The 13,710-nt window shown below is 66.1% G+C and carries 14 protein-coding genes; 4 read left to right on the forward strand and 10 right to left on the reverse strand.

What is annotated here, in order from left to right; all coding sequences use genetic code 11:
* Window positions 1-297 (reverse strand): ATP-binding cassette domain-containing protein (locus tag WFK61_RS00005; RefSeq protein WP_336810077.1); only part of this gene is annotated, 297 nt, incomplete at its 3' end.
* Between the two features lie 91 nt (window positions 298-388).
* Window positions 389-1,579, reverse strand: coding sequence for an extracellular solute-binding protein (locus WFK61_RS00010; protein WP_336809395.1), 1,191 nt, complete (start codon window positions 1,577-1,579; stop codon window positions 389-391).
* 161 nt (window positions 1,580-1,740) lie between these two features.
* Here WFK61_RS00010 and WFK61_RS00015 point away from each other — a divergent pair, with 161 nt between their 5' ends.
* Together WFK61_RS00015 and uxuA are read left to right on the forward strand one after the other, a co-directional pair.
* A complete protein-coding gene (locus tag WFK61_RS00015; protein WP_336809397.1) occupies window positions 1,741-2,436 on the forward strand; it encodes a GntR family transcriptional regulator in 696 nt (231 codons plus the stop codon).
* A gap of 46 nt (window positions 2,437-2,482) precedes the next feature.
* Window positions 2,483-3,679 carry a mannonate dehydratase gene (gene uxuA, locus WFK61_RS00020; protein ID WP_336809399.1) on the forward strand — a complete coding sequence of 399 codons (1,197 nt, stop codon included), beginning with the start codon at window positions 2,483-2,485 and terminating at the stop codon, window positions 3,677-3,679.
* Window positions 3,680-3,737: 58 nt separating this feature from the next.
* Here the strand turns inward: uxuA and WFK61_RS00025 are convergent, their stop codons facing one another.
* From WFK61_RS00025 to WFK61_RS00060, 8 genes are all read right to left on the reverse strand, one after another.
* Window positions 3,738-4,439 carry an urease accessory protein UreE gene (locus WFK61_RS00025; RefSeq protein ID WP_336809400.1) on the reverse strand — a complete coding sequence of 234 codons (702 nt, stop codon included), beginning with the start codon at window positions 4,437-4,439 and terminating at the stop codon, window positions 3,738-3,740.
* Window positions 4,440-4,549: 110 nt separating this feature from the next.
* On the reverse strand, window positions 4,550-5,578 hold the full coding sequence (locus WFK61_RS00030; protein ID WP_442896247.1) for an ABC transporter substrate-binding protein: 1,029 nt from the start codon (window positions 5,576-5,578) through the stop codon (window positions 4,550-4,552).
* Window positions 5,579-5,651: 73 nt separating this feature from the next.
* A complete protein-coding gene (locus WFK61_RS00035) occupies window positions 5,652-6,539 on the reverse strand; it encodes a DUF1003 domain-containing protein (protein ID WP_336809404.1) in 888 nt (295 codons plus the stop codon).
* A gap of 180 nt (window positions 6,540-6,719) precedes the next feature.
* Window positions 6,720-7,052: a hypothetical protein gene (locus WFK61_RS00040; RefSeq protein WP_336809406.1), complete on the reverse strand. Its 333-nt coding sequence runs from the start codon at window positions 7,050-7,052 to the stop codon at window positions 6,720-6,722.
* A 103-nt stretch (window positions 7,053-7,155) separates the two neighbouring features.
* On the reverse strand, window positions 7,156-8,070 hold the full coding sequence (locus WFK61_RS00045; protein ID WP_336809408.1) for a PfkB family carbohydrate kinase: 915 nt from the start codon (window positions 8,068-8,070) through the stop codon (window positions 7,156-7,158).
* On the reverse strand, window positions 8,060-8,470 hold the full coding sequence (locus WFK61_RS00050; protein ID WP_336809410.1) for a type II toxin-antitoxin system VapC family toxin: 411 nt from the start codon (window positions 8,468-8,470) through the stop codon (window positions 8,060-8,062). Before WFK61_RS00050 ends, WFK61_RS00045 begins: the two co-directional genes overlap by 11 nt.
* The gene (locus WFK61_RS00055; RefSeq protein WP_336809412.1) at window positions 8,471-8,728 is read right to left on the reverse strand and encodes a type II toxin-antitoxin system VapB family antitoxin; all 258 of its coding nucleotides are present in this window, start codon (window positions 8,726-8,728) and stop codon (window positions 8,471-8,473) included.
* Window positions 8,729-8,777: 49 nt separating this feature from the next.
* Window positions 8,778-9,227 carry a VOC family protein gene (locus tag WFK61_RS00060; RefSeq protein WP_336810078.1) on the reverse strand — a complete coding sequence of 150 codons (450 nt, stop codon included), beginning with the start codon at window positions 9,225-9,227 and terminating at the stop codon, window positions 8,778-8,780.
* Window positions 9,228-9,331: 104 nt separating this feature from the next.
* On the opposite strand from WFK61_RS00060, the gene WFK61_RS00065 reads away from it, so the two are divergent.
* Window positions 9,332-10,780 (forward strand): cation diffusion facilitator family transporter, encoded by a 1,449-nt coding sequence (locus WFK61_RS00065; RefSeq protein WP_336809413.1) that lies wholly within the window; start codon window positions 9,332-9,334, stop codon window positions 10,778-10,780.
* A 79-nt stretch (window positions 10,781-10,859) separates the two neighbouring features.
* Window positions 10,860-13,505, forward strand: coding sequence for an aminopeptidase N (gene pepN, locus WFK61_RS00070; RefSeq protein WP_336809414.1), 2,646 nt, complete (start codon window positions 10,860-10,862; stop codon window positions 13,503-13,505).
* The last annotated feature ends 205 nt before the right edge of the window (window positions 13,506-13,710 follow it).

Genomic DNA, 13,710 nt, shown 5'->3' on the forward strand with positions numbered 1-13,710 from the left:
CTTGTTCACGCTCATATGCGGGAAGAGCGCATAGCTCTGGAAGACCATGCCGAAGCCGCGCTCTTCCGGACGCAGCGGGTCGATGCGCTTGTCGTCGAGCCAGATGCCGCCGCCGGTCGCAGGCAGCAGGCCCGCGATCAGGTTCAGCGTCGTCGACTTGCCACAACCCGAAGGGCCCAGCAGCGCGATGAACTCGCCCTTGCCGATCGTCAGCGAGACGTCCTTGAGCGCGTTATGGGTGCCGAAGTCACGGCTCAGACGGTCGAGCCGAAGCTCGCGGAACGAGGCTGCGTTAATGGTCATGGCTTCCGGATGAAACTGAGAAACGGGATCTGAACAGCAGGCGGCGGGCCTCGGACCAAGCCAAGGCCCGCCGCTGCAATCGCAGTTACTTCTTCTTCGCGCCGCCGACCTGCTCGTCCCAGATGCGGAAGGCGATCACCATCTTGTCGGGGTTGAGCGGAGTTTCCATCGGGTTGTCGGCGATCAGCTTCTCGTATTCGGGCCGGCCGAACTCGGCGATCGCCTTCTGGCTGGAGGCCGGGGCCATCGAGAGCGGCACGTCCTTCACCGCCGGGCCCGGATAGAAGTAGCCCTCGTCATAGGTGAAGGCCTGCTGAGCGGGCGTCAGCATGTGGCGGATCAGGTCGAGCAGCACGTTGAGCTTCTCGTCCGAGACGCCCTTCGGGATCATCATGTACTGGGCGTCGGTGACCCAGTGGAAGCCCTTGAGCGCCTGGATCTTGGCTTCCTTCGGCACGATGCCGAGCACGCGCGGGTTGATGTCCCAGCCGGTGGTCGAGACGATGATGTCGCGCGAGCCGTCGCCGAGCTCCTTCATCGTCTGGCCGGTGCCGCCCGGATAGTACTCGATGTTCTCGCCGAGCTCCTTGAGATAGGCCCAGGTCTTGTCCCAACCCTTCTCCGGATCCTTCGGGTCCTTGTCGCCGAGGAGATAGGGCAGGCCCATGATCCAGGTGCGGCCGGGGCCGGAATTGGCCGGGCGGCCGTAGAAGAAGCGGTTCTTGTTCTGCTTGGTCCAGGCCAGCAGCTCTTCCGCCGTGGTCGGCACCTGCTTGACGCGGTCCGGCATGTATTCGAGCAGCGGACCGGAAGGGTAATAGACCATCGCCATGGCCTGGCCCTGCCCGAGATTATGCATGGCGAGCGCCGGCTTGAGGTAGATGTCCTCCGGCTTCGGCAGTTCGGCCTGCAGGCGCGGCAGCAGGTCGACCCAGAGCTTCTGGTCGATGCCGGCCGAAAGCACGTCGAGACCGCCGATGACCATGTCGATGTCGAGGCGGCCGGCATTCTGCTGGGCCTTGATCTTCGCCGGCAATTCCGGCGCCGGGGCCTTGGTGAAGACCATGCGCGAGACGGCCTTGGGATTGGCCTTCGGATAATTCTCCAGCGGCGTCTGGACGAGGGCGAGCGCCCCGCCGACATCGATGATGCTGATCGTCAACGGCGAGGCCGGCAGCTTGAGCTGCTGCGCGAAGACGCCGGGCGCATGCGCAGCGACGCCGAGACCGGCAACGCCACCGATGAAATGACGCCGATTGATGCTGTCGTGAGCCATGATTTCTCCTCCAGATGTGGATGCCCGCTTACGAGCTTTATTATGATGCGCAGGCCCGACCGCCCCGATCCGGCCCCTGCCCCTCGCACCGGGAACCTGCCAAGTTGACGCAGCCCCCGGTTGATCAGTATCCTAGTATACTAGTCGTCGAGAGCTTGGCAATGGCCCACCCTGCAACCCGTCACAGCACGGACCAGATCTACAGCGTCCTGCGCAGCGATGTGATCAGCGGCGCGCTGAAACCGCGCGAATCGATGTCGGAAGCGCGGATGGCTCTGCGCTTCGGCGTCAGCCGCACACCTGTGCGCGAGGCGTTCAAGCGGCTGGTCGACGAGGGCTTCCTCGTCGCCGTGCCGCAGGTCGGCACCTTCGTCGCGCCGATCGACCTCGCAGCCGTCCATGACAGCCAGTTCGTGCGCGAGACGCTGGAATGCCGCACCGTGGTGCTGGCCGCCCAGCGCATCGGCGATGCCGATTGCCGCCGGCTCGCCGCCCAGATCGAGGAACAGGCGGAGGCCGTCAGGCGCGGAGAGCGCTCCGAGATCTTCCGCCTCGACGAGGTGTTCCATGCCGAGATCTCGCGCATCGCCGGCCACCGCGCCGTCTGGAGCATGATCGAGGGCGTGAAGGCCCAGATGGACCGGGTGCGCTGTCTCTCGCTGGAGACGCCGTCTTGGTCCGAGGTGATCCTGAACGAGCACAGGATCATCGCCGCCTGCATCATGAAGCATGACGCCAAAGGCGCGGAGGCCGCGATGCGCGCGCATCTGCGCACCGTCTTCGCGACGATCGACACGATCGCGAAGGACCATGCGGACGCCTTCGACGATTCCCGCCTCGTTCCCGAATCCACCTGACGCCCGTTCTCCGCGCAGCGACATTTCTCACAAGGATAACAAGACCATGGAACAATGCTGGCGCTGGTTCGGGCCGGACGATGTCGTGACTCTGGCGCAGGCCCGGCAGGCCGGCGCGACCGGCATCGTCAACTCGCTGCACCAGATCCCCTACGGCGTCGTCTGGAGCGTCGAGGAGATCGAGAAGCGCCAGGCCATCGTCCGCGCCGACAAGAGCCTCGGCCTCGAATGGAAGGTGGTCGAGAGCCTGCCGATCCACGAGAGCGTCAAGATCGGCGAAGGCGACCTTGAAACCGTCTTCGAGAACTACCGCCAGTCGATGCGCAACCTCGCCGCGTGCGGCCTTGAGGTGATCTGCTACAATTTCATGCCGGTGCTGGACTGGACCCGCACCGAACTCGCCCACAAGCTGCCCGGCGGCGGCACCGCGCTACGCTTCAACCTGCACGAATATGTCGCGCTCGACCATTTCATGCTGAAGCGCAAGGGCGCCGACGAGGGCCATTCCGCCGAGGTGATGGACAAGGCCAGGGCCTGGTTCGAGAAGTCCTCGCAGGCCGATCGCGACCGCCTGCTCTCCAGCGTCATGGCCGGCCTGCCCGGCGCCTTCGACCGCTACGACCTGCCCGGCCTCGCCCGCATCCTCGAGCGCTATGCCGGCATGACCCATGACAAGCTGCGCGCCAACCTGAAGCGCTTCCTGGAGGCGATCATCCCGACCGCCGAAGAAGTCGGCATCCGCATGTGCATCCATCCGGACGACCCGCCGCGCTCGCTGTTCGGCCTGCCGCGCATCTGCTCGACCGAGGACGACATCGCCTACATCCTCGGCTCGGTCGAATCCCCCGCGAACGGCCTGACGCTGTGCTCGGGCTCGCTCGGCGCCAATCCGAAGAACGACGTGCCCGGCATCGCCCGGCGCTTCGCCGACAAGATCTGGTTCGCGCATCTGCGCAACGTCGCCAAGGACCCGGACGGCTCGTTCATGGAGGCCGAGCATCTCGGCGGCGATACCGACATGGTCGCGCTGGTCGATGCGCTGATGGCCGAGGAGCAGCGCCGCAAGGCCGCTGGCCATCCGCATTGGCAGATCCCGATGCGGCCGGACCACGGCCACGAACTGCTCGACGATGTCGGCAAGGGCAGCTTCCCCGGCTACCCGGCCGTCGGGCGCCTGCGTGGACTCGCGGAGTTGCGTGGCGTGATGACCGCGCTGGCGCAGGTCAAGGGCTACGCGGCCTGAGACGTAAAAAGGCGGGCCTTAGGCCCGCCTTTGCAACCGCTCTGTAGCGCTCTCTGCCTCAATGATCGTGGGAGTGGCCCTTGTGGCCATGCGCGGCGCCATGGCCGTGGCCATGGTCGTGGTGACCATGACCGTGATGGTCGTGATCGTGGCCGCAACCACAGCCCTCGCCATGGGCATGCTTGTGACCGTGCTCGTGCTTGTGGCCATGCGCGTGATCATGGCCGTGGTGATCATGATGATGGCCGTGGTCATGGCCATGATGACCGTGATGGTCATGACCATGGTCGTGATGATCGTGCCCGCAGCCGCAATCGTCGCCATGGGCGTGGTGATGGACTTCCGCCTCCGGCTGGAACGGGCGCTCGACCACCGTCATCGAGCAGCCCTGCCCGCGCACCAACTCGCCAAGGGCTGCATCATTCGGAATGTAGAGAGCCTCAGCCGTCATCTCGGCCGGGACATGATGGCCGCCGAGATGCCAGGCGAGGCGCACCAGCCGCAGCGGGTTCTCGGCGCGGATTTCCAGCAGGCTTTCCGGCGCGGCCTTGATCTGGACCAGCGTGCCGTCTTCGAGCTTCAGGGCATCGCCATCGTTCAGCACCGCCGCCTTGTCGAGCGAGATCGCGAATTCCAGCCCGCCCGCGGCGCGAACGCTCACGCCGTTGATCGCGCGATCGCGGTGGCCCAGCGGCAGCGTATCGACGACGCGCTCGGCCTTGACGGCGGCCTTGCGGAGAACGGAGGTGGCGCGAAGCATCGGCGGCGATCCCATGGCTTGAGGCTCAGGCACCACGCGCCCGAGCCCGGATCGCAGCTTAGTAGCACAAACCGGCGGCCGCGCTACCAAGCCTGGATGTCACAGGGGCCTCAGCGCGGCAGCGCCTTGACCTCGGTGTCGAACTTCTTGAGCAGGCGCGAGCGCTCGGCCGGCGAACCCCAGCGCGGGGTGTCGTAGTCGATCAGCTTCATCTCGGCGAATTTCGGCGCATCCGGCGAAAGCAGCGAATTCTTGTTCGACGGGATCGAGTTGATCTTCAGCTTCGCATTGATGTTCTGGGCATCGGGCGAAAGCGTGAAATCGACGAACTTGCGCGCGGCTTCAGGGTTCTTGCCGCCCTTGATGATCGAGACCGAGCCGGTCTCGTAGCCGGTGCCCTCGCAGGGGGCGAAGGTCTCGATCGGCGCACCCTGCAGCTTCTGCGTCAGCATGTCGTGGATGAAGGCGATGCCGACCGCCGTCTCGCCGAGCGCCGCGGCCTTGACCGGGGCGATGCCGGACTTGGTGTACTGGCTGATGTTCTTGTGCAGGCTCTTGAGATACTCGAAGCCCTTCTCCTCGCCGAGGCGCTGCACCGTGGTCGCCAGGAAGACATAGGCCGTGCCCGAGGAACTGGGATCGGCGATCTGGACCTCGTCGCGCAGCTTGGGGTCGAGCAGGTCGGCCCAGCATTTCGGCGCGGCGATGCCCTTCTTCTTCAGGACTTCGGTGTTGTAGCCGACTCCGAGCGCGCCGAGATAGATGCCGTTGGTGCGGAATTTCGACTGCTCGGCATGGCGCTGCGCCCAATCGTGCAATTCCGGCAGCTTCGGCGATTTGTACTCATCGAGCAGGCCTTCGTCGGCCGCCTGGAGATGCGGCTCGCCCGGCCCACCCCACCAGACGTCACCGCGCGGGTTGCTCGCCTCGGCCTTGACCTGCGCATAGACCTCGCCGGTGCTCTTGCGGACCATCGAGACCTTGATGCCGGTCGCCTTCTCGAACATCGCCGCGCCCTCGCGGCACTGCTCCTCGAGGATCGAGCAATAGACCGTGACCTGGCCCTGAGCGAAGGCCGGGGCCGTGAAAGCCAGGCCGACGAAGAGCGCGCCAACCGGCGCAAAGCGCGAAGAAACCATCATCATCCTCCCGATCGGATTCGTTTGCCGACGAAAAGACCGGTGGGAGGATTGGGAGTCAAGCGAAGGGCGGCTAGGCCTCGCCCTCCGGCTTGTCGGGCACGGGAGCTGCCACCGCCTCGGCCGGCTTCGCGCGTTTCTTCTTGGCGACGGGCTTCTTGCGCCGCTTCGCCCGCACCTTCGGCAACTGCGCCTCCTGCAGCATCTCGAGCTGGACCTGCTGGATCTCGGCCAGACGCTGCCATTGCCGGGTGACGAGATGGTCCATCTTCTCGTGCAGATGCCGGATTTCGAGCTCGGCCTTCAGGTTGACCTGATAGTCGTTGAGCGAGCGCAGGCGATCCTTCGATTCCTGCCGCTTCTGGCTCATCATGATGATCGGCGCCTGCACCGCCGCGATGCAGGACAGCACGAGGTTCAGCAGGATGAAGGGATAGGGGTCGAAGGCCTTGACCTCGCCCATCAGGCCGTTGATCCCCATCCAGACGACCAGCACGAGGCCGAAGCTGATCAGGAACGCCCAGGAGCCGCCGAAGCTCGCGAGATTGTCCGAAAAGCGCTCGCCGAGCGTGCGATGCTCCTCGAAATCGTCCTCGGTGTTCTCGGCGATGGTCTCCTGCCGGGCGATGCTTTCGGCGACCTCGCGGTCGAGGTCCGAGTATTCGCCGTGCTCCTCGCGCAGGATTTCCTCGACATAGCGTGTGCGGTAGCGCGCGAGTTCCTTCAGGCTGATCAGCGCGTGGTCGGGCAGATCGGGGAAATCGTTGCGGATATGGTCGGCGAGCGCCGGGCGCAGCGTGCCGATCTCGATCAGGTTCTTGCGCGCCAGCTCCTGCCCGCTGATGGCGCAGATTCCGCGCTTCTTGCTGGCCGCGCCGGCGAGGCTCGCCGGACCGGCCAGGGTCGCGAGAGCGGCCGACGGCGCCTCCGCAACCCGATCATCATCCTGTTCCTGTGTCATTCCCTGCCCGTCATTGCGTCTTTAGCCTTGCGCAGATTGCACCTGATCCCCGGGCCGATACCAGCACCCGAAAAAGCCCGGCCGATGGCAGCCTTCCGAAACGAGATCGCCCGGCGAGGCGGCTGCCTCTCCGGGCTCATGGTCGTCACGGGGCCGCACACGGCCCGTTCGGGCTAGGCCTCAGCCTTTCGGCTTCTCGTCCTTGTCGGCTTCGTCCGAATCCTCGTCATCCTCTTCGGATTCGTCGGCCTCGTCGCCCTCATCCTCGTCGTCTTCCTCGTCCTCTTCGTCGAGGTCGAGATATTCGTAGCCGAAGACGATCTCGCCGGTCTCCGGATCGAAGGCGCTGGCAGACGCATCCTCGAAGGCCTCGATCAGCAATTCGGCGTCCTCGGCCCCCTCGACATCGAAGCGGCGCACGGCCTCCTCGCCATCGGCCCGCAGGACGAGCTCGATCGCCCAACCCTTGCCCGTGGTGTCATAGATGCATTTCAGACCCTGGATCGCCAGCATGATGCTCTCTCCTGAGCGCGGCAGCGCGCGCCGGGTCAGATGCCCGACGCGCGTGACGACTGCGCGACGCTCGAAAGACAGAGGTTAGATAGCGATCGACCCGCTAGCCGCCGGCCTGCGCGAGGAAGCGCTCGACTTCGTCGCGCTGCGGCGCGCCGCTGCGGCCGCCGAAGCGGGTGCATTTGATCGCGGCCGCCGCCGAGGCGAAGCGGATCGCGGCCGGCTCGGTCTGCCCTTCGGCCAGGGCCAGCGCGAAGGCGCCATGCCAGACATCGCCGGCGCCCAGCGTATCGACCGTCTCGACGACGAAGGCCGGGCTGTGCCTGACCTCGCCGCCCTCGACGAAGAGCACGCCCTCCTTGCCGAGCGTGACCGCGAGCCAGGTCGGGACCCCGGACGCAATCTTGGCGAGGCCGATGCGCGGATCCTCCTCGCCGGAAATCTCGCGCAGGGCCTGCTGGCTGAAGGCAACATGGCTCGCCGTATCGACGAGATCGGGATGCGGCGGCTTGCGGTCGCCGTCGAGCACGCCGGGCACGCCGGCGGCGCGGGCGAGCTTGAGAGCAGCGAGCGCCCCCTCTCCCCAGCGCGTATCGGCAAGCACGGCGCCAGCGCCCGCTGGAAGCGCGGCCGGCAGCCAGGCGACATCCTCCGGCATGGCCGGATCGGAATAGGAGATCACCATGCGCTCGCCTTCGGCATCGACCAGAATCGCCGAAACGGGCGAGCGCAGCCCGGCGACGCGACGGGCGAAGCCGGCATCGACACCTTCCGATTCGAGATCGGCGACGATCTGGTCGCCGGTCAGGTCATCGGCGAGGCGCGTCGCCAGCCAGCAGGCGCCGCCGAGGCGCGCGATCGCGGCCGAGGCATTGCCGGCGCAACCGCCACCGACGACGGCGAGCCCGCGCGAGCGGTATTTCTCGCCGCGCGTCGGCATGGTCTCGACGCTGTAGACATAGTCCAGCGTCGCGATGCCCAGGCAGAAGACGCCGGCACTGGCAGGTTCACGAGCCAAAGCGCTGCCCTTCGATATCCGTATGGACGAAATCATCGCCCTTGTAGGCGAGCTTCAGGCCGGCACTGCGGGCGGAAGCATAGGCGAAACAGTCGCCCATGTTGAGGCGGGCAGAGTGGCCGGAGAGATAATGATATCGAGCAGCACACAGGCTGGCCAAGCGACCCGTTTCTGTATCGATGGGCCGTATTTCGACTTGAAGCGATGTCAGAAAATCCATTGCCGCATCATAGGCTTCATCGAAGCCGATCTTGCGTAGCCGTGCGATGCGGGACGACGCTTCGAACACCGCTAGCGGTGACGTCGCCAGCCTCTCGCTTTCGAGGATGGCTGAGTGGATCGCCTCAGCTTCTATCTCACCAGCAAGCACCGCGACCAATACCGAAGCATCGAGAAACATTCAGAGTTCGCCAGACTCACGATCGAAGAATTCCTTATGCGTCATTCCGTCGTCCACGACCGGATGATCGGCAAAGCGCTCGCGGACGCGTCTGAAGGCCTCGTCGACCTGCCGGCGCCGCTCCTCGCGGCGCTTCAACTCGCGCTCGACGGCCATGCCGATCGCTGCCTGCAAGCTGATGCCGTCCCGCTCCGCAAGCTCGCGGACCATGCGATCGATCTTCGGATCGCGGACGAGAATGCCCATCGCAGCCTCCATGATATCATCCAATGATATCATGGAGGCTATCACTGGACAAACGCGGAGCTCACCAGCTCCCGGTGTTCTGCATGCTCGCCCACGGCTCGGCCGGGGCCTTCGGCTCGCCCTTCTGGAGCAGTTCGATCGAGATGTTGTCGGGCGAGCGGATGAAGGCCATGTTGCCGTCGCGCGGCGGGCGGTTGATGGTGACGCCGGCCTTCATCAGCTTGTCGCAGGTCGCGTAGATGTCATCGACCTCATAGGCGAGATGGCCGAAGTTGCGCCCGCCGGTGTAGTTCTCCGGGTCCCAGTTATAGGTCAGCTCCAACGTCGGGCGGCCGCGCGAGGCGCCGGCCTTGGCCTCCGCCAGATCGTCGGAAGCCGCGAGGAAGACCAGCGTGAAACGGCCCTTCTCGTTCTCGATGCGGCGGGTTTCGACCAGCCCGAACTTGTTGACGTAGAAATCGAGCGCCTGATCCAGGTCGGTCACGCGCACCATGGTGTGGAGATAACGCATCATGTTTCCTCGTTGAGGGGCGGCAGGGTTGATCCGTTTCCTAAATCAGGCAAGAGCATCGGCGCTCCAGACAAACTCGCCAAGCCATCTGAACAGGACGCGCCATGACGACAACGCAAGACGGGCCGGCGACGGCACCGGCCGTGCGCGCCACGCCCGCCCAGATCGCGCAGATCAAGCAGCGCGCCGCGATCATCTCGGTGATGGCGACGATCCTCCTCACCGCGGCGAAGATCGTCGGCGCCATCATCTCCGGCTCGCTCGCCCTGCTCACCGACGCCCTGCAGGGGCTGGTCGATGTCGGCTCGACGCTGTTCACCTGGTTCGCCGTCCGCGCCTCCGACAAGCCGGCCGACGACGAACATCACTACGGCCATGGCAAGGTCGAGGCGCTGGCTGCGCTGGTCGAGACCGCGATCCTGTTCACGCTCGCCGGCGCGATCCTCTGGGAGGCCGGCAACCGGCTCTGGACCAATGTCATCGAGCACGTCCAGGTGACGCCGCTCGTCATCGGCGTGCTCGTACTCTCGATGATCGTCGACGCGATCCGCTGGCGTTCGCTGACCAAGGTCGCCCGGGAGACCGGCAGCGAGGCGCTGGCCGGCGAAGCCACGCATTTCTCGGCTGATTTCGTCGGCTCCGGGCTGGTACTCGTCGGCCTCATCGGCGTCTGGTACGGCTTCGAGCGCGCCGACACCGCCGCCGCCTTCGCGATCGCCGCCTATACCGCTTTCTCGGCCTATCGCCTTGCCCGGCGCGTGCTGGACACGCTGATGGACACGGCGCCCGAGGGCGTCAGCGACAAGCTGCGCGAGGTCGCGCGCGGCGCGCCCGGCGTGGTCGGCGTCAACTGGCTCAGGGTGCGCCCGGCCGGAGGGCGCGTCCATGGCGAGATCGGCATCAGCGTCTCGCGCACCCTGCCGCTCGACCGCGTCGTCGCGATCAAGGCCCAGCTCGGCGAGGCGCTTCTGAAAGCCGAGCCCGGCGCCGAGATCACGATCACGGCCGATCCCGTGCAGGTCGATGACGAGACCGCGCTGGAGCGCGTGCTGCTGATCGCGCTCAAGCTCAAGATCCCGGTGCACCACGTCACCGTCCATTCGATCGGCGACAAGCTCTCGGTCAGCCTCGACATGGAAGTCGACCAGAGCCTGCCGCTCGGCGAGGCGCACGAGATCGCCACCCGGCTGGAAAGCGCGATCCGGGCCGAGTTCGGCGGCGAGACCGAGGTCGAGACCCATATCGAGCCGATGGAGACCGGCCAGCCCTCCGGCCATAACGCCGCCTGGGAAACGGTCGAGGATATCGGCAAGGCGCTCGCGGGCGAGGCCGCGAAGGTCGCCGGCCCGATCCACGACATCCACAGCGTGCGCGTGCGCCAGACGGCCAAGGGGCTGGTGGTCAACTACCATTGCCGCGTCGATCCGACGCTGGACGTCGCCGCCGTGCATCATGCCGTCGATGCGATCGAGCGCGCGGTGCGCCTCGCCCGGCCGCAGGTCTGCCGGCTGGTGAGCCATGCGGAGCCGGCGGTTCCGGCAGGAGCAAACTGACCGGACGCGCAAGCGAGGCTTCCGGCCTCGTCCGGCAAAGGCTACACACGCAACCCTGACCTTCGCCATCAGGGATTCCATGCGTACCGACGACGCCCCGCTGATCCGCCTCGAGGATTACCGCCCCAGCGACTGGCTGATCGACACGGTCGATCTCGACGTCGGCTTGCATCCGCAGAAGACGCGGGTACGCGCCCTGCTGGCGCTCAGACCCAACCCGGATGGGCAATCCGGCGCGCCGCTGAAGCTCGACGGCGACGAACTCGTGCTGAAGTCGCTGGCCATCGACGGCAAACTGCTCGACGCCAGCGCCTATATGGCGACGCCGCAGGCGCTGACGATCCCGAACCCGCCGCCGCATGACTTCACGCTGACGATCGAGACCGAGCTCGACCCCTCCGCCAATACCAAGCTGATGGGGCTCTATCGCTCGTCGAAGGTCTATTGCACGCAGTGCGAGGCCGACGGCTTCCGCCGCATCACCTATTTCCTCGACCGGCCGGACGTGATGAGCGTCTACACGGTCAGGCTCGAAGCGGCGAAGGCCGAGGCACCTGTCTTGCTCTCCAACGGCAACCTCGTCGCGGCAGCCGAACTGCCCGGCGGCGACCGGCATTTCGCCGTCTGGCACGATCCGCACCCCAAGCCCGCCTATCTCTTCGCGCTGGTCGGCGGGGCGCTCGACCATGTCCGGCAGGATTACGTCACCGCCGACGGCCACAAGGTCGAGCTCGCCGTCTATGTCGAGCCGGGCAAGGCGGAGCGCGCCGGCTGGGCGCTGGATTCACTGGTGCGCTGCATGCGCTGGGACGAGCAGGTCTTCGGCCGCAACTACGATCTCGACGTGTTCAACGTTGTCGCCGTGTCCGATTTCAACATGGGGGCGATGGAGAACAAGGGCCTCAACATCTTCAACGACAAATACGTCCTCGCCGATCCGCAGACGGCGACCGATGGTGACTACGCCTCGATCGAGGCGATCATCGCGCATGAGTATTTCCATAACTGGACCGGCAACCGCATCACCTGCCGTGACTGGTTCCAGCTCTGCCTGAAGGAAGGCCTCACCGTCTTCCGCGACCAGGAATTCTCCGCCGACGAACGCTCGCGCCCGGTGAAGCGCATCGCCGATGTCCGCACCCTGCGCTCGACGCAATTCTCGGAGGATGCCGGCCCCCTCGCCCATCCGGTGCGGCCGCGCGCCTACAAGGAAATCAACAACTTCTACACGCCGACGGTCTACGAGAAGGGCGCAGAGGTCATCCGCATGCTCAAGGTTCTGATCGGCGACGACGCCTTCAAGCGCGGCATGGACCTCTATTTCGAGCGCTGCGACGGGACGGCCGCGACGATCGAGGAGTTCCTCGCCTGCTTCACTGAGACCTCCGGGCAGAACCTCGACCATTTCGCGAGGTGGTACGAGCAGGCGGGCACGCCGACCATCGTCGCATCCGGCCACTACGACGCCGCGGCGAAACGCTACACGCTCGACCTGGCGCAGAGCACGCCGCCGACGCCCGGCCAGTCCGAAAAGCAGCCCGTCGTCCTGCCGATCAAGCTCGGCCTCGTCGGCGCGAAGGGCGACCTGCCGCTGAAGACGGCTTCGAACGCCTATGCCGGCGAGGGGCTCGTCGTGCTCGACCAGCCCTCGCTGTCCGTGACCTTCGAGGATGTCGCGGAAGCGCCGATCCCCTCGCTGATGCGCGGCTTCTCCGCCCCGGCGCGGCTCGATCTCGATCTTTCGGATGCCGACCTGCTGCGGCTGTTCTCGGCCGATAGCGATTCCTTCAATCGCTGGCAGTCGCTCCAGAGCGTCGCCACCCGCGTGCTCGTGGCCGCCGGCAAGCCCGGCGCCGATGCCGGAGCGCTGACCGTGACCGCCGGCAAGCTCGGCGAGGCTCTGCAAGTCTTCCTCAAGAGCGATGCCCTTGCCGACCCGGCCTTCGCCGCGCAGGTGCTGCGCCTGCCCGCTCCAGCCGACATCGCCCGCGAGATCGGCCGGGACGTCGATCCCGATGCGATCTTCGCCGCCCACCGCAAACTGTCGGGCGCGATCGGCGCGGCCCTGCTTGGCGATCTACCGGGCCTGCGCGGGGCTTTGGCAGCGAGCGGCACCTATCGCCCCGATGCGGCCTCGGCCGGACGACGGGCGCTGCGCAACGAATTGCTCGGGCTCGCGGCGCTTGCCGCGCCGCATGACGCCGCCGATCTCTGCGAGGAGCAGTTCGCAGCCGGCGACAACCTGACCGATCGCCTCGCCGCGCTGGCTGCGATGACGCTGATCCCGGGCGAGCGCCGCGAGGCCCTGATCGCGCGCTTCGCCGAAACCTATGCGAGCGAGCCGCTCGTGCTCGACAAATGGCTGATGGCTCAGGCGCTGATCGCCGAGCCCGGCACGCTGGAGCGCGTCAAGAAGCTGATGCAGCACCCTGCCTTCTCGCTCGGCAATCCGAACCGCGTGCGGGCTCTGATCGGCGGCTTCGCGGCAAACCTGACCCAGTTCAACCGGGCTGACGGCGCGGGCTACGATTTCGTCGCCGATATCGTCGTGGCGCTCGACAAGACCAATCCGCAGGTCGCCTCGCGCCTGCTCGGCTCGTTCAAGAGCTGGCGCATGCTGGAGCCCGGCCGCAAACGCCTCGCACAGGAGGCCCTGAGCACCGTCGCGCGGCTGCCGAACCTGTCGCGGGACGTCGCCGACATCGCCGAAAGAGCGCTCGCCTGAGCGGTTGATAACGAACGACAGCCCTCATCCTGAGGAGCAGCCGCAGGCTGCGTTTCGAAGGATGCTTCAGGAGGCTCCGGAACGATCTGGAACGTCCTTCGAGACGCCGCTTCGCGGCTCCTCAGGATGAGGGCTCACAAGGCGCTCCGGGATGGTTAATGGCGACCTGTCCGAAACGTTAACGTTTCATTACCCGCGCAAGATT

This window comes from Allobosea sp. MMO-172 (assembly GCF_037147855.1).
In the GTDB taxonomy this organism is placed as follows: Bacteria; Pseudomonadota; Alphaproteobacteria; order Rhizobiales; family Beijerinckiaceae; genus Allobosea.